The organism is Acinetobacter sp. WCHA55 (assembly GCF_002165305.2).
Classification (GTDB): domain Bacteria; phylum Pseudomonadota; class Gammaproteobacteria; order Pseudomonadales; family Moraxellaceae; genus Acinetobacter.
In genome coordinates this window covers 2,451,711-2,467,050 of sequence record NZ_CP032286.1, presented here as the reverse complement: position 1 = coordinate 2,467,050, position 15,340 = coordinate 2,451,711, and the positions used below count along the sequence as shown (strand labels likewise).

Annotated in this window: 14 protein-coding genes; 7 read left to right on the top strand and 7 right to left on the bottom strand. The window is 41.4% G+C overall.

What is annotated here, in order from left to right; translation table 11 throughout:
* Positions 1-19: 19 nt before the first annotated feature.
* Entirely contained in the window at positions 20-649 is a 630-nt protein-coding gene (locus tag CDG62_RS14735; RefSeq protein WP_087527745.1) for a 1-acyl-sn-glycerol-3-phosphate acyltransferase, read from the bottom strand.
* Between the two features lie 134 nt (positions 650-783).
* Here CDG62_RS14735 and CDG62_RS14730 point away from each other — a divergent pair, with 134 nt between their 5' ends.
* The 5 genes from CDG62_RS14730 to CDG62_RS14710 all read left to right on the top strand — a co-directional run bounded on the left by CDG62_RS14730 (position 784) and on the right by CDG62_RS14710 (position 7,389).
* On the top strand, positions 784-2,040 hold the full coding sequence (locus tag CDG62_RS14730) for an MFS transporter (protein ID WP_087527746.1): 1,257 nt from the start codon (positions 784-786) through the stop codon (positions 2,038-2,040).
* A 141-nt stretch (positions 2,041-2,181) separates the two neighbouring features.
* Positions 2,182-3,306 carry a porin gene (locus tag CDG62_RS14725; protein ID WP_087527747.1) on the top strand — a complete coding sequence of 375 codons (1,125 nt, stop codon included), beginning with the start codon at positions 2,182-2,184 and terminating at the stop codon, positions 3,304-3,306.
* 421 nt (positions 3,307-3,727) lie between these two features.
* Entirely contained in the window at positions 3,728-5,386 is a 1,659-nt protein-coding gene (locus tag CDG62_RS14720) for a phosphoethanolamine transferase (protein ID WP_087527748.1), read from the top strand.
* A 3-nt stretch (positions 5,387-5,389) separates the two neighbouring features.
* Entirely contained in the window at positions 5,390-6,070 is a 681-nt protein-coding gene (locus tag CDG62_RS14715) for a response regulator transcription factor (protein WP_087527749.1), read from the top strand.
* Positions 6,071-6,072: 2 nt separating this feature from the next.
* The gene (locus CDG62_RS14710; RefSeq protein WP_087527750.1) at positions 6,073-7,389 is read left to right on the top strand and encodes an ATP-binding protein; all 1,317 of its coding nucleotides are present in this window, start codon (positions 6,073-6,075) and stop codon (positions 7,387-7,389) included.
* Here CDG62_RS14710 and CDG62_RS14705 read toward each other — a convergent pair.
* Positions 7,379-8,089 (bottom strand): phosphatase PAP2 family protein, encoded by a 711-nt coding sequence (locus CDG62_RS14705; RefSeq protein WP_087527751.1) that lies wholly within the window; start codon positions 8,087-8,089, stop codon positions 7,379-7,381. The genes CDG62_RS14710 and CDG62_RS14705 overlap by 11 nt on opposite strands.
* 164 nt (positions 8,090-8,253) lie before the next feature.
* Here CDG62_RS14705 and CDG62_RS14700 point away from each other — a divergent pair, with 164 nt between their 5' ends.
* Positions 8,254-8,946 carry an HAD family hydrolase gene (locus CDG62_RS14700; RefSeq protein ID WP_087527752.1) on the top strand — a complete coding sequence of 231 codons (693 nt, stop codon included), beginning with the start codon at positions 8,254-8,256 and terminating at the stop codon, positions 8,944-8,946.
* A 70-nt stretch (positions 8,947-9,016) separates the two neighbouring features.
* Here the strand turns inward: CDG62_RS14700 and CDG62_RS14695 are convergent, their stop codons facing one another.
* On the bottom strand, positions 9,017-10,204 hold the full coding sequence (locus CDG62_RS14695) for an ammonium transporter (RefSeq protein WP_087527753.1): 1,188 nt from the start codon (positions 10,202-10,204) through the stop codon (positions 9,017-9,019).
* Between the two features lie 724 nt (positions 10,205-10,928).
* On the opposite strand from CDG62_RS14695, the gene CDG62_RS14690 reads away from it, so the two are divergent.
* Positions 10,929-11,651, top strand: coding sequence for a carbonic anhydrase (locus CDG62_RS14690; protein ID WP_087527754.1), 723 nt, complete (start codon positions 10,929-10,931; stop codon positions 11,649-11,651).
* A 66-nt stretch (positions 11,652-11,717) separates the two neighbouring features.
* Here the strand turns inward: CDG62_RS14690 and CDG62_RS14685 are convergent, their stop codons facing one another.
* From CDG62_RS14685 to CDG62_RS14670, 4 genes are all read right to left on the bottom strand, one after another.
* On the bottom strand, positions 11,718-12,443 hold the full coding sequence (locus CDG62_RS14685; RefSeq protein WP_171264431.1) for an amino acid ABC transporter ATP-binding protein: 726 nt from the start codon (positions 12,441-12,443) through the stop codon (positions 11,718-11,720).
* Between the two features lie 14 nt (positions 12,444-12,457).
* Positions 12,458-13,141, bottom strand: coding sequence for an ABC transporter permease subunit (locus tag CDG62_RS14680; protein WP_086208545.1), 684 nt, complete (start codon positions 13,139-13,141; stop codon positions 12,458-12,460).
* The gene (locus tag CDG62_RS14675; RefSeq protein WP_087527755.1) at positions 13,141-13,884 is read right to left on the bottom strand and encodes an amino acid ABC transporter permease; all 744 of its coding nucleotides are present in this window, start codon (positions 13,882-13,884) and stop codon (positions 13,141-13,143) included. The genes CDG62_RS14680 and CDG62_RS14675 overlap by 1 nt, the downstream gene beginning before the upstream one ends.
* A gap of 68 nt (positions 13,885-13,952) precedes the next feature.
* Entirely contained in the window at positions 13,953-14,897 is a 945-nt protein-coding gene (locus CDG62_RS14670; protein WP_087527756.1) for a transporter substrate-binding domain-containing protein, read from the bottom strand.
* Positions 14,898-15,340 lie beyond the last annotated feature (443 nt).

Below are 15,340 nucleotides of genomic sequence, written 5' to 3'. Positions count from 1 at the left end.
CAGATTCGACCTTGATTTACTAGCTATTTTTTAAGCGTTTTTGTAAAGGCTTGGCCAACCATTTGGGGTTCTTGGCTGAAAATTTGCCGATATACAGGTCTAAAATATGCTCTAGGTCTTGCTCAAAATTTCCAGTAGGATGAAATACACCCAAGCAGTGGATGGTTTTTTGCGCATAGTCAAAGGAAAACATCACAATCGGAATCTGTGCACCATACGCAATGCGATAAAAGCCACTACGGATGGATTCGGCGTGTTTACGTGTACCTTCAGGTGCCATCCCGACCCAAATTTTTTCTTTGCTGTTAATAATCGCGATAATGTCTTGGGTTAAACCTTGGGCATGGGTACGATTGACAGGAATGACACCAACCCACTCAAGTAGCGGTTTCAGCGGGGTATGAAACAAACTGTTCTTACCAAAAATAGTGATTTGCAGGCCTAAGCCTAATAGAGCCGTAAAGCCATGCCATGCATCGATATTGGAGGTATGTGGTGAGATAATTGCTACCGCTTTAGGCAGGTTGGGAAATTCACCAACAAAGCGCCAACCTTGCGCCAAATAAAGCTGCTTAAAAATAGTGCGAGTGAATGCAGATGAGTTACGACTTGGGACTTGATCTGGTAGCTCTGGAAAATATTGGTTCATTGTTATTATACTCAATCGACCAAGATGTATATGATCTCATCATAAGCACTGATCGGCTTGAATTCATTGGCAAAAAAAGTAAACGGATACCGATCTCAGATGAACATTTTGACCAATCTATATATAGGAACAGCATGCTACAGACTCGCAATGTATATATTTTGCTGTTTTCATTGTATTGGGCGCAGGGCTTACCTGTTGGGTTTATGACCCATGCCTTGCCTGTCATTTTAAGAGCACAGGGTGTGTCATTGGCACAGATTGGGGGCTTCGGACTGCTGATGTTGCCGTGGTCGATTAAAGTGTTTTGGGCACCAGTGTTAGATCGTTTTGGGATCACCCATTTCGGCCACTATCGGAGTTGGATTATTCCATTACAGTTTCTTACTGTACTGGTGCTGATCGGACTATCTTTCCTCCCGATTGATGGATTAAATCAACCTATTTATTTATGGGCTTTCTTTGTGGGCCTACTCAGTATGAATTTGCTAGGGGCAACGCAAGATATTGCAACCGATGGGTTGGCGGTCAATATTTTAAAAGGGGAGCAACAGCACTGGGGTAATACCTTTCAGGTGATTGGATCGCGTCTTGGTTTTATAGTTGGTGGCGGGGCAATCTTGTGGGCACTGGATTGGCTGAGTTGGCAATTTACTTTTTTGATTTTGGCGGCAATTGTTTTTATAAATACAGTGCCTATTTTAGTTTACTCAGAGCCACAGCATAGAAAGGTTTCAGAAACGCAAACCGTATCTTTCAATTTTCAACAGATCAAAAACTATTTAGCTTATTTTGTCCAAAGTCCTGTACTCGCGGCATGGTTAGCAGTACTTTTGAGTTTTAAAGTAGCGGATGGTTTAGCAGGGCCACTATTGAAGCCTTTAATGGTTGATTTAGGCTTAAGTTTTTCCCAGATTGGTCTATATGTGACCATGCTGGGGGCCTGTGCCGCTTTAATGGGTGCTGGACTTGCTGGCTATAGTTTGAAATTTATTCGCCGTGTCACGGCTTTAGTACTGTATTCGGTACTAAAAATATTCAGTCTGGCGGCTTATACATGGTTAGCCTTTCAATATGAAAATCAGCACAGTATTCAGCCGTGGCTGATTTATCTAATTAATGCCTTTGAAGATATGACTTCATCGATGCTGTTGGTGGTCATGCTCACCCTAGTAATGCAGTACAGTCGCAAACATTTGGCAGGTACGGACTTTACTTTTCAAGTGGCATTGATGGCCACTGTCAGTGGTGGCTTGTATAGTGTGAGCGGTCTGCTGGGAGATTGGCTCGGCTATTTTAATTATCTGTGTATGATTGTGGTCATTGCGATGTTGAGCCTGTGGTTTATCTTCAAATGGCGTGGCATTGCGATGCATTCAGACCTTTCATAATTCATTCATAAATAAATCATAAAAAGTGCTAAATAGTGATGTAAACAATTAAAAAATATAACTAAATATTTTTTTAATTGTTCTGTCACATATGTCTGAACGGTAATATTTGTAACAAATTTACCGTAGGATATTTTGATAGTGAAAACACAAATTGCAGCCGCAATCGCTTTAAGTTTAGTGGCAGGGGTAACATTCGCAGCACCTACTTTTTATGGTGAAATTGATGTCACGGCCGATTATTTACCTGAAGACAATGCCTCGCCAAATAAAGATCGCGATGTGGTCGAGTTGAACTCAAACAACTCCTTTTTGGGGTTAAAAGGCGAAGAAAAACTCACAGATCGTTTAAATGCATTATATCAAGCAGAATTTACCTTCTATGTGGACAATGGGGGGAGCACAGATACTTTTGTTCCACGTAATTTACTTGTTGGCTTACAAGACCAGAGATTGGGCACATTGAAAGTTGGTAAAATTGATACCCCAGTTAAACAACTGTCTTCAGTGGTAGATACCTTTAATAACTATGTGGCCAACAAAGCCGATGTGGCGGGGATTTTCACGGGTGAAAACCGAGTCGATAACGTGTTGGTCTATGAAACGCCAGCTTGGGGGCTTGGCACAGGAAAACTGAAAGCTACTGCTCTGTTAGCCACTGGTGAAGCTGGGGGGATTGAAAAGTCTAAAGGCGGAGCAAAAGTTGCAGGGCGTGGTCTGGGCGATGCATGGTCAGCATCAGTAGTGTATGACAGTAAAAATTTTGTTGCAGGTATTGGTTATGATAAGGCCATTCCGTCAACTTTTGCAGGACGTGGCATTTTAAATGCATCAGCGCCTGAGGTAACGGGCGGGGTGGCAGGCAGTGCCTTTGCAGCAGCAGATACCTTGCGTGCCATTGGTCGAGTAAATCTGAATAATGGTTTGGCACTGAAAGCCTTATATCAAACTTCTGAAGTCGCGGATGTACAAGGCAACGATGCTGCCGCAGCTACTATAGACGACGCACAAGGCTGGTTGGTTGGGGCTGAATATAATTTACCGACAGCCAAAGCTTGGACAGTGAAAGCTCAATACAGCCAAAACTCAACCAGCTTTAAAACGACTAAAGATGACTTTGATGCGCAGCAGTTTATTGCAGGTGCTGACTATGCCTTTACCAAGCAAGTTAAAGCTTATGGCTACGCAGGAATTTTGACACTTGAACAAGCATCATTTGAAACCAAACAACCTGTAGTCGGCACAGGGATCGAATACAAATTTTAATGTTTAAGTGATAGAAAAGGGCAAGGCTTATACAGATTAATACTGATCAGTTAAGGAGTTTTATAGAGACTCCTTAACTTTTTGTCGTTCATGATGGAATCTTCGTATTTTAAAATTCAATATTTGGAGCTCGTCCATTCTTTTGTTGAGCCAAAAAAACCAAAAACATTTGTCATCCACAAAACCTTTTTCTTTTCTACATTTAAATGATCATTTTGCAAAAACATACCTTTTAAATGGACATGCAGGTTGCGGATGACGCTTCCGCATATCAAAAATATTGGCGGCTCAAAAAGAGCGTCTGATTGCTTAACTGATCGGTAAGATTTTATATATTCAACCACAGCGCCTTTTCTATTTAAGCGAGTTTTAAGTTTAGAAAACTACATTGGGGCATCCGCTCAGCAAGACATGATTTAAAATGTTCAATTTGCAGTCTATTTTTAAAGAAGTTTCACTTTCGCGCTTCAACGTATATTTGGCGCTGTGGTTAGCCGTGGTTTTAAACGTGATGTTCTACAAGCAAGTTCAGTTGCTTACGCCGTATCACGGTTTCAAAGCTTATGCCTTTATCGGTGCTACCGTTTTGGTGGTGCTGGCTTTTTATCATTTGGTTTTTCAACTGTTACAGTGGCGACCGATGGCTAAAGGGTTGGCTGCGCTATTGATTGTCATTGGTGGAATGAGTGCGTATTTTGTCAACAGCTTAGGCGTTTCGATCACACCAGATCAGATCCAAAACATGATGCAAACCGATGGTAATGAAGTGCGTGACTTGTTGTCATGGCGTCTTGTACTGTGGATTGGGGCGATGGTGGTGCTACCTTTGGTGATTTTATTTAAGGTCAAAATCCGCCGTGATCCTTTCAAAACCGTTTTATTGCACAAATTTTTCGGTAGTATAGTTTCTATTGCGCTGATTGCAGGCATGTTGTTTATTTTCTTTGTTGATTATGCCGCGATTTTCCGTGAGCATCGTGATCTCAAAGGGATGATTTCACCGCAAAATGCGATCAGTTCAACCCTGTCGTATTATAAAAAGAATAGACCACAGCAGCATTTACCGTTAGTGACTTATGGTGAAGATGCCCATTTGGTAGAGCAAGTCGGACGGCAAAACTTGCCGAAATTGATGGTTTTGGTGGTCGGTGAAACGGCACGTGCAGAAAGTTTTTCTTTAAATGGTTATGCGAAAAAGACCAACCCTGAGCTGGAAAAACTCAATGTCATCAACTTTAATCAAGTCAGTTCTTGTGGGACAGCCACTGCGGTTTCAGTACCGTGTATGTTTTCAGGCATGCCTCGTGAAAACTACGATGCCCAATTGGCTTCACACCGTGAGGGTTTATTAGACCTTGCTCAGCGAGCTGGTTATAAAGTGACGTGGATTGACAATAACTCTGGGTGTAAAGGCGTTTGTGATCGGGTTGAGCAGTATACAATTCCTGAGCCGATACAGAAAAAATGGTGTTCAGCCGATGGTGAATGTACCGATGAAATTTTGGTGGATAGCTTAAAATCCTATATGGCAACTATTGCGACAGATGATAAAACGCCACGTTTAATTGTGTTACACCAAATGGGCAGTCATGGTCCAGCGTACTATAAACGTTCAACGCCTAAGTTTCACCCCTTCCAACCGATGTGTGAAACCAACGCCATTCAAGCCTGTACATCTGAACAGCTGAAAAATAGTTATGACAACTCTATTGTTTATACTGACCATGTGTTGAGTCAACTGATTGGTGTATTAAAGCAAAATCAAAGCTTTGAAACCGGTTTTTGGTATTTATCTGACCATGGTGAGTCGACTGGTGAGCACGGACTATATCTACATGGTTCACCTTATGCTATTGCACCGAGTCAACAGACCCACGTACCGATGCTGATGTGGTTTTCAGAAACATGGCAAAAGCAGAATCCGCAACAAATCGCTTGCTTAGGACAACAAAAAAGCCAAGAATTAAGCCAAGATCATTTGTTCCCAAGCTTACTGAGTTTACTTGGGGTAAAAAGTACGGTGATTGATTCAAAAAATAATATGTTAGAACACTGTACTGCGACCAAAGCGAGCGCTTAGACTATGTCAAAAATATTGATTATTGAAGATGATTTTATGATTGCGGAGTCCACACAAACGCTGCTACGTTATCAGCAGTTTGATGTGGTATGGGTCAATAATGGTTTTGATGGTTTAAAGCAATTACAACAACATCCATTTGATGTGGTTTTGTTGGATTTGGGCCTACCGATGATGGATGGAATGCAGGTCCTTAAAAATATTCGCTCACTTTACCCAACTCTGCCTGTGCTGATTATTTCAGCGAGAGATCAGTTACAAAATCGTGTTGATGGTTTAAACCAAGGTGCTGATGATTACTTAATTAAGCCTTATGAGTTTGATGAGTTACTTGCACGTATTCATGCACTATTACGTCGTAGTGGCACGTTAAAACAGCAAAAGCAAAGCCAGATTTTGAGTTATGCAGGTCTAGAATTAGATGAAGATTTGCACTTAGCCAAGTACAAAGGGCAGACCATTGATTTATCGAACCGTGAATGGGCTATTTTAATTCCTCTGGTCAGTCATCCCAATAAAATTTTTTCCAAAACCAATTTGGAAGAAAAGCTCTATGACCTTGATTCGGAAATTAATAGCAATACCATTGAAGTTTATATTCACCATTTGCGTGCCAAACTTGGAAAAGATTTTATCCGTACCATTCGAGGTTTAGGCTATCGTTTGGGGCAGGTTGAAGCATAACGATGGCGAAGTCGACCCCTGTTTCGTTAAAGCGTCAACTGATTACTTATACCTCTTTATTTAGTATTGTGATGGGTTGTTTGTTGGTGATTGCAGCGTATCGCATTGCACTTGAAGAGACCAATGAAATCCTCGATGCACAAATGCGTAATTTGGCAGAGCGTGTTGCAGCGCATGATCCCGCTCCAATTAAGAGTGAATTTGAGGCGGACAGACACTATCACGAAGAAGATTTATTTGTAGATGTCTGGTCGTATGGACTGCCTGAACAACGGCAACATGAGTTTGACTTATTAATACAACCTGTCAAAAAAGCAGGATTTTATACCCACCATACAGCACAAGGTTTATGGAATACCTATGTGCTGCCAACAGAAAAGTATCAAATTCAAGTCAGTCAGCAGCGCAGTGTAAGACAAAAGCTGGCTTTAGAGCTGGCGGCTAATATGTTGATTCCATATTTACTGTTTATGCCTTTGGCTTTATGGGGGCTGAGTTGGATTATTGGACGTAGTCTAAAACCCTTAGACGAGTTTAAAGCGGAACTTGCACAGCGTGAACCACATGAACTGAGTGAGATTCAACCCGATGGTTATCCATTGGAAATTCTTCCGACCATCAATGAAATGAACCGCTTATTTGAACGAATTTCACTGTCGCAACAAGAACAAAAGCAATTCATTGCTGATGCAGCTCATGAACTCAGAACCCCAATTACAGCACTGAATTTGCAAATGAAAATTTTGCTGCACGAATTTCCAGAACACCAAGCCTTAAAAAACCTAAGTTTAGGCTTAATTCGGATTCAACATTTGGTATCACAATTGCTGAATTTGGCAAAACAGGATGCATCTATAACGAGTTTAGAACCGACACAAAGACTAGGACTAAGTGATGTGGCAGTTGAATGTATAGAGCAACTGATGGAATTAGCGCTGGCTAAAAACATTGATTTAGGCTTGGAACAGCACGAAGCACTTTGGATAGAAGCTCAAAGTTCAGCCTTACATTCCATTGTCTATAACCTCTTGGATAATGCGATTAAATATACGCCTGAACAGGGCGTGATTAATGTCTCTATTTATCAGCAAGATCAGCAAGCCATTGTTCAAATTGAAGACAGTGGGCCAGGCATTGCGCCAGAACTTTATGATCATATCTTAAAGCGATTCTATCGTGTACACCATCATCTGGAAGTTGGCAGCGGACTGGGCTTATCCATTGTCGATAAAGCCGCAGAAAAAATTGGTGCCAAACTGCACTTTGGACAAAGTACAGGATTGGGTGGTTTACAGGTCCAAGTAACCTTTAAACTGTAGTTTCGACTTGATTTGGGCTGGACGGTGTAAACTGTTTATAAAACAGCGCATATGCCAGTACATTGACCAGCCAAATCACCCATGCCGTCCATAAATTGTGACTGAGGAAATGTGCACCCCGCATCATTTGCGCCCAACCCATGACAAAGCCTAAAATCAGGGCAGCAAGCAAATAAAACCACGCGCGTTTGGGCTCATTTAGACGGTATACGAAATATCCTACAAAGAGTGAAAAACCTGTCGCGGCATGTCCTCCAGGGAAACAATGTCCTGCGCTGGCAGATAAGTCCCAAAAGAAATCATGTGTTGTGGCTAGAGTCATGTCCCATGGACAGGCATGCGCAGATTGTGATTTTAAAATCCCAATGAGGCTGGTACTGATGAGAACCAAGCCAATGAAATAGCCATTTTGCCAACGCTGTGCTTTGAATGCAGCCCATTTATACGAAGCGAGCCATTTCAGCAAATAAATCACATACACTGCGATGATGATGTCTTTGACATAACGGTGATTGAGTTCCGCTAAGGCCCAATCACGTTTTAACGGGAAATGACCAGTTTGATCCATGAAGGGGTGAATCAGTTGTAAGTCGATGGTACCCGCCACAGGGAATAGTAGCCACAATATGGCAAAACCCAACGTCAAAATAAAAAACTGAAGGATGAAAAAACGTTGCTGATCCGACACAAATGAGGCCATGTTTTGAAAATAAGTGCTATTCCAACAGCGCTAGCTTAAACGAGGCTTAACATAAATGTTGTTTCATCGGCTTTAGCATAATCTGTACTTTGGTTATCGCTTTAAGGTGAATACGAAGTGCAAGTACAGTGTTACATTTGCTCTCAAATACATGAGGTTAAAACATGTCGATACGTGCTGTTCTATTTGATTTGGATAATACTTTGACGCATCGTGGACGAAGTGTTGCGGTTTTTAGTCAAGGTCTTGCTGACTATTATCAAAGCCAACTTAACTGTGTTGATGTGGAGCAGATTGAGTCGCTTGTGAATCGAATTGACAATGGAGGGTATCCGTCAAAAGAGTATTTAACCCATCCCAGTATCGGTGCTTCAGTGGCTTATGCGTTGCTACTAGAGTTAAACTGGCAGATACCTCCGCATTTAGAAGAATTAAGCAATTTTTGGTTTGAACAGTTTGGTCGCAGTGCTGTGGCAATGCCTGAGGCTGAGCAAACACTGATTCGTCTAAAGCAAGCAGGATATAAACTTGCGATTATTTCAAATGGCGGTCATGCCACACGGCTGTCTATATTAAATGGCTTGGGCTTTCAGCATTATTTTGATGTGATCAATAGCTCTGGATTGTTTGGTCAAGCCAAACCCCAAGCCGATATTTTTATAGATACCGCACGGCAATTGGCTGTCAATGTGGAGCAGTGCTTATTTATCGGTGATCATCCTATTAACGATATACAAGGTGCACAGCAGGCAGGAATGCAAGCACTGTGGCTATCTGGCTTTCATGTACCCTCGGCACAGATGGTTGCTCCGAGTATTACAGCATTGTCCGAGATTTTCGATTATTTAGAGCGCTAAAAGCCTCTTATAATGTTTAATACGAATAAAAAAAGCGGCCCATGTGAGCCGCACTAAAATGAAAATGCGCTTAGAACATGCTGTCATCAGAGTTGGCAGAGATTTTATGAATGGATAAATCTGCACCGCGGAATTCATCTTCTTGGCTTAAACGGATGCCCATCGTGGCTTTTAATGCACCATAGACCACCAATCCGCCAACGACAGCTACACTAATAGCCAATAGCGTACCAATCAGCTGTGACATCATCGCAACACCGCCTAAACCACCGAGCCATTTTTGACCAAAGATCCCGACTGCAAGCCCACCAAAGGCACCACATACACCGTGCAAAGGCCACACACCGAGCACATCATCGACTTTTAGCTTGTTTTGGGTGTAGGTGAAAAGTTTGACAAAAATCAGTCCAGCAATAGCACCAATCACTAATGCCCCGATCGGATGTACGACATCTGAACCTGCACAAATTGCCACGAGACCCGCTAAAGGCCCATTATGTAAGAAGCCCGGGTCATTTTTTCCTGCGAAGTTGGCTGCCAATGTACCGCCAACCATGGCCATAAGTGAGTTAATCGCGACCAGTCCTGAAATTGCATCTAAACGCTGTGCACTCATCACGTTAAAGCCGAACCAACCTACGATCAAAATCCATGAACCTAAAGCTAAGAAGGGAATAGAGGAAGGAGGATGCGCACTGACTCGACCATCTTTCTTATAGCGACCATTACGTGCACCGAGTAGCACTACCGCAATCAGAGCGATCCAACCTCCGATAGCATGTACGACCACTGAACCTGCGAAGTCATGGAAACTTGCACCGAAAGTATCTTGTAACCACTGCTGTAAACCAAAGTTACCATTCCATGCGATCCCTTCAAAAAAAGGATAGACCAATGCCACCAATAAAACGGTTGCAATCGCTTGTGAGCGCATTTTGGCACGCTCAGCAATACCACCTGAAATAATTGCTGGAATTGCGGCCGCAAAAGTAAGCAGGAAAAAACAGCGCATCAGGTTATAGCCATGATCCGCTGCTAAAGTATCCCCAATATGGAAAAAATGGTGTCCATAGGAAATATAGTAACCTACAAAGAAGTAGGCGATTGCAGAAAGTGAAAAGTCCGTTAAAATTTTGCTTAAAGCATTGACTTGGTTTTTATGACGAACTGTCCCTAGTTCTAAAAAAGCAAAGCCTGCATGCATGGCAAGGACTAAAACCGCACCAAGAAGAAGAAAAAGTAAGTCAATATTTTGCATGTTTGGGTTCCATTTGAGTGCAAAATTTTGCAAAAAGAAACCCAGTATACTGATGCTTGTAATTTCGTGAAGATTTCAACAAAAAGGAAATATTGATTAAGTTTTGCTTAAAAATAATAAGACTCGATATAAAGCAAAACTGTGCACCATGATGGTGTTTGTGCATTGCAGTGGTGCATGGTTTAAAATATAAGTTAATATTAAGTTTTTGAATATATTATGTTTATCTAAGTTTTTATGTTTTAAATATACAGATGTATATTATTTCTCTTGAGCCAAGTCAAAAAAGTAGTCATTCAAAAAATGATAAAAAAAATCGCTCAGCTGCTATTTTTCATTTGAGTCTCTGTTACTTTGTTCTTTTTTTGAACGCTCATGTTATGAATTGTGCATGCTGATTGTGCATGAGTAAAATTTTTTAAGTATCGTTGTGTTTGTCTATTTTTATTTTAATTTATTACAGATAAAAGGTGAAAAATCATATAAATATATGTAATTAATTGTAGTTTTTGTCATATATGATCAGTCCTATTTTCATTGTTTTACATTTGATACAGGACAAAATATCAGAGATACATTGGCTTTTTGTGTGAAAGTCATGATTACAGAGCTTGCACAAAAATAAAGATAAGCTGGCAGAATTGTCATCTTAAGTTTTGCTGCCTGCACGTGATTTCTTAGAGGATATGGGGGTGTTTCAAACCGATATTTTTGATGGATCATGATGAATAAAAAACTAATAGCAACATTGTTTGGACTCCCATGTGTGGTGGCTTGGGCCAGTGGTGAAGTAACTTCAGATTGGGGTTATCAATCACAAACAGCACCGCAGTATTGGAGTCAGCTCAACAGCAAATACCAAACTTGTGCAGGGCATAATCAATCACCTATTAACATTGAGCGTGTGATTTCAGCAGACCTTACGCCGCTTGATTTTAACTATAAAACTGCTGTAACGAGTATCGTAAAGCTTCCCCATACCTTGCAAGCCAATTTTCATCAAGGCAGTTATTTAAGTTTAGAGGGAGAACGATTTCAATTATTGCAAATGCATTTACATAGTCCTTCAGAAAATACGATCCAAGGCCAAAGCTTTCCGATGGAATTACATTTGGTTCATGCTTCTGAAAAAGGAGAGCTGGCTGTGGTTGCAGTGATGTATGAACAAGGGAAAATGAATCAAGCACTTGAAGGATTATGGCAGCAGTATAGGCAACCTCAGAAAGGACACAATTTGAAAGCAGATCAATTTTTGCCGATACATCGTGATTATTACCGCTTTAATGGTTCGCTGACGACGCCACCATGCACTGAGGGTGTACGTTGGGTGGTTTTAAAAGATATACAGCAGGCATCAGCACAGCAAATCGCAAACTTCGCTACATTGATGGGTTCTCCGAATAACCGTCCCGTTCAAGCCACCAATGCACGTTTGGTTTTAGACTAGAGCGTAAATTAAAAAAAGCAGATCGTATGACCTGCTTTTTTTAAGGTGGGATAACACGTCTCTATGCTAGTGCAAGATCTTGTCTAAGAACTGTTGAGCACGATCCCCACGTTTAGTATTAAAGAACTCATCTTTACTACAGTCTTCGACAATTTTACCTTGATCCATAAACAGCACACGATTGGCCACTTGGCGGGCAAAACCCATTTCATGGGTGACACACATCATGGTCATGCCTTCATGTGCCAGTTCGACCATCACATCAAGAACTTCATTAATCATTTCAGGGTCAAGCGCAGATGTCGGCTCATCAAACAGCATGGCAATCGGGTCCATACTAAGTGCACGGGCGATAGCGACACGTTGTTGTTGTCCACCTGAAAGTTGTGCTGGAAATTTATGAGCATGTGCACTCAGCCCGACACGTTCTAAATAGCCTAAACCTTTCTTTTTAGCTTCAGTTTCAGAGCGGCCCAATACTTTAATTTGGGCAATGGTCAAATTTTCCGTAATGCTTAAGTGTGGAAACAGTTCAAAGTGCTGAAACACCATACCCACGCGACTACGTAATTTGGTTAAGTCTGTTTTTGGGTCGTTAATAGGAATACCGTCAACTGTGATTTGACCTTGTTGGAAGGCTTCCAGACCATTGACCGTTTTAATCAGGGTTGATTTGCCTGAGCCTGACGGACCACAGACTACCACTACTTCACCTTGGCAAATTTGTGTGGTGCAATCGGTTAAAACTTGAAAATCGCCATACCATTTACTGACATTTTGGAGGTCAATCATTACTTTTTGGTCGCTCATACGCTTAACCTCCTTTGTAATCGTTTTACTGCATACGTGGCTAACATACTGATGGTGAAATACACCAAGCCTGCAAATAAAATATATTGGGTTAATAGAGACATTAAATCGCCCCGCACATAGTTGGTGCGGAAGAAGTCGAGTAAGCCAATGGCATACACCATGGTCGAATCTTGGAACAAGATAATGGTTTGTTGTAACAGTAACGGTGTCATTTTACGAAAGGCTTGTGGCAGGATAATTAAGCGCATAGATTGGCCATAGGTCATCCCTAGGGCATAAGCTGCGGCAGATTGCCCTCTAGGAATGGACTGAATCCCTGCACGGACAATTTCCGAGAAATAAGCCGCTTCAAATAACATGAATGCCACAATACTGGAGACCAAAGCGGTATCAATGGTCAGATAATTTCCTGTGACTGTGGTGTAGATGAACGGTACAGCAAAGTAGAACCACATTAATACCAACAGGAGTGGAATCGAGCGGAATAAATTGACATAACCTTGGGCAATTAAATTTAGGATACGGATAGAAGACAAACGCATCAGTGCCAACAGCGTGCCAATGAAAATACCGCCAATAGTGGCGATGATGACCACTTTTAAAGTGATGCTTAAACCATGCCATAGGGCAGGTGCAGATAACTGCAAATCATGGGTAAATGCGGTGAGCCATTCCATTATTTAGCTCCTGCAATTAAACCTGGGACACGTAAACGTTTTTCAAGCAGCGTCATTAAGGCAATTAAGCACACATTGATAACGATGAAAATAATCGTGACATAGGTATAGATTTCGATAGTGTTCTGCGTATATTCGCTGATGGTTTTCATCTGAGAAATAATCTCAGAAACCCCAACTAAAGAAGCCACAGAAGTATTTTTGACGCAGTTGGTCAGCTCTGAACTCAAAGGCGGCAAAATCGTACGGAAGGACTGCGGTAAAATGACATAGCGGTATAGTTGTGCGGTACTAAAACCCATGGCATAACCTGCATTGACCTGTCCTGTAGGTAAGGCTTCAATACCTGTACGGACTTGTTCGCAGACACGTGCTGCAGTAAACAGTCCAAGGCCGATACTGGCTGAAATCAGTGCGGTTGTTCCTGCACTTAAATCGTTAATCCACCATGACTTGATCGGGCCAGGTAAGAAATTCGGCACCACATAAAACCAAATAAATAATTGGATCAAGAGTGGTACATTACGAAAAATGGTGACATAAGCTGTGCCGATGGCACGAGCAGTTTTATTCGGAAGCGTTCGCATAATGCCGAGAATGCTTCCAAGCACCATGGCAATGCTCCAAGCCACAATGGCAATAACAAACAGCCAGCCTAAACCAATTAAAATCCAACTGAGATAGGTGCTATCTCCGACGCCTGTGGATTGCCAAAGGACGCCCCAGTTCCAGGTATAATTCATGACAATCCCCTAAAATAGGTCAGGCAAAGAAACTTTGCCTGAGTGAACATTAATCTTTCCTTTATCGTTTACTGATCACGGTCATGTGGGTTTGCAATTAAGGCTTTAAGTTGGTCTGACATAGCAAAGTTCAGGTTAATGTTTTTCGGTGGAATTGGTTGTTCAAACCATTTGTTGTACATTTTGTTAATTTCACCTGAGCTATATGTGGCTTTAATTGCATCATCAACCACTTGCTTAAAGCCAGTATCGCCTTTACGTAACATACAGCCATAAACTTCTTGAATTGGTGCTGTACCTACAATGTGCCACTTGTTTGGATCTTTAGCTTTCGATTTTTCTCCAGCGAGTAAAATGTCATCCATCATAAACGCAGCAGCACGACCACTTTGGAGCATTAAGAATGATTCGGCATGGTCTTTAGCGGAAATCACTTCACCAATACCCAGTTCTTTTTCATGCTGACGGATATAGCGTTCAGAAGTTGTTCCTGCTGTCGTTACTAATTTTTTGCCTTTTAAATCAGCAAAATCCTTCACACCTGAATCTGTAGCAGTAAGCAAACGTGAACCCACTTCAAAGAAGCCTACAGAAAAGTCAACCTGCTGCTGGCGTTCTTTGTTGTTTGTGGTTGAACCACATTCAAGATCGACTGTGCCATTTGAAACCAAAGGAATACGGTTTTGGCTGGTGACTAAGTTATAGCGAATTTTTAAATCAGGCATATTCAGCTTTTGTTTAACAGCTTCAACCACTTTGAGCTGTAAATCATGCGCATAACCGACAGGTTGATTTGGGTTATCTGCGATATAGGAGAATGGAATAGAGGAATCACGGTAACCTAAAACAATGGTTCCTGATTTTTTAATCTTATCTAAAGTGCCTGACTGCGAAGCATCTGCGCCGGAGCTAGCCGCATCCGTTGCAGGTGCTTTGTTATCGCTGCATGCGCTGAGGCTCAGTGCAAGTGCACTTGCACAAAATAGGGCAGAAAGATTACGTTGCATGGTCATGTACAAACTCCTTTTGTTTGCAGCATCAATTGCATTGTTTTTATCAAAAACGTCAGAATTGAGTTAAAGCTTTATTCTGTGCAAAAGATGTTCTTTTTATGGTGTTTTTTTACAGCTTAGTCTGCATCTTAATCGAGATTGCTTTTGCTGCTCAAGTGGGATTTTTAATATTTTGTGAATAATGCATGAGATGAGTGCATAGTTATATTTCTCTGATATTAAAAAGAAAAATTATGCATAATACATGCCATTTCAAGTTTTATAGTTCATTTTATTAGGCTAATGTCTAATGCGACAGTTTTAGCTATGCGTTTTGCTATGGATGCATGACAGAATGGATTTTGCCTGTGTAGAACATTCTAAAACAGCAATCAAAAAGAAAAGTTCTTTATTTTGAAGATGATCCGTTTTATGACGCAGCACATAAAGATTAGTTTGATTCG

Excerpts from the sequence above, each read along its gene's own strand:
- CDG62_RS14670 (WP_087527756.1), bottom strand. The coding sequence starts at position 14,897 with ATGACCATGCAACGTAATCTTTCTGCCCTATTTTGTGCAAGTGCACTT.
- CDG62_RS14720 (WP_087527748.1), top strand. The coding sequence starts at position 3,728 with ATGTTCAATTTGCAGTCTATTTTTAAAGAAGTTTCACTTTCGCGCTTC.
- CDG62_RS14680 (WP_086208545.1), bottom strand. The coding sequence starts at position 13,141 with ATGGAATGGCTCACCGCATTTACCCATGATTTGCAGTTATCTGCACCT.
- CDG62_RS14700 (WP_087527752.1), top strand. The coding sequence starts at position 8,254 with ATGTCGATACGTGCTGTTCTATTTGATTTGGATAATACTTTGACGCAT.
- CDG62_RS14705 (WP_087527751.1), bottom strand. The coding sequence starts at position 8,089 with ATGGCCTCATTTGTGTCGGATCAGCAACGTTTTTTCATCCTTCAGTTT.
- CDG62_RS14710 (WP_087527750.1), top strand. The coding sequence starts at position 6,073 with ATGGCGAAGTCGACCCCTGTTTCGTTAAAGCGTCAACTGATTACTTAT.
- CDG62_RS14715 (WP_087527749.1), top strand. The coding sequence starts at position 5,390 with ATGTCAAAAATATTGATTATTGAAGATGATTTTATGATTGCGGAGTCC.
- CDG62_RS14730 (WP_087527746.1), top strand. The coding sequence starts at position 784 with ATGCTACAGACTCGCAATGTATATATTTTGCTGTTTTCATTGTATTGG.
- CDG62_RS14675 (WP_087527755.1), bottom strand. The coding sequence starts at position 13,884 with ATGAATTATACCTGGAACTGGGGCGTCCTTTGGCAATCCACAGGCGTC.
- CDG62_RS14735 (WP_087527745.1), bottom strand. The coding sequence starts at position 649 with ATGAACCAATATTTTCCAGAGCTACCAGATCAAGTCCCAAGTCGTAAC.
- CDG62_RS14690 (WP_087527754.1), top strand. The coding sequence starts at position 10,929 with ATGAATAAAAAACTAATAGCAACATTGTTTGGACTCCCATGTGTGGTG.
- CDG62_RS14685 (WP_171264431.1), bottom strand. The coding sequence starts at position 12,443 with ATGATTGACCTCCAAAATGTCAGTAAATGGTATGGCGATTTTCAAGTT.
- CDG62_RS14695 (WP_087527753.1), bottom strand. The coding sequence starts at position 10,204 with ATGCAAAATATTGACTTACTTTTTCTTCTTCTTGGTGCGGTTTTAGTC.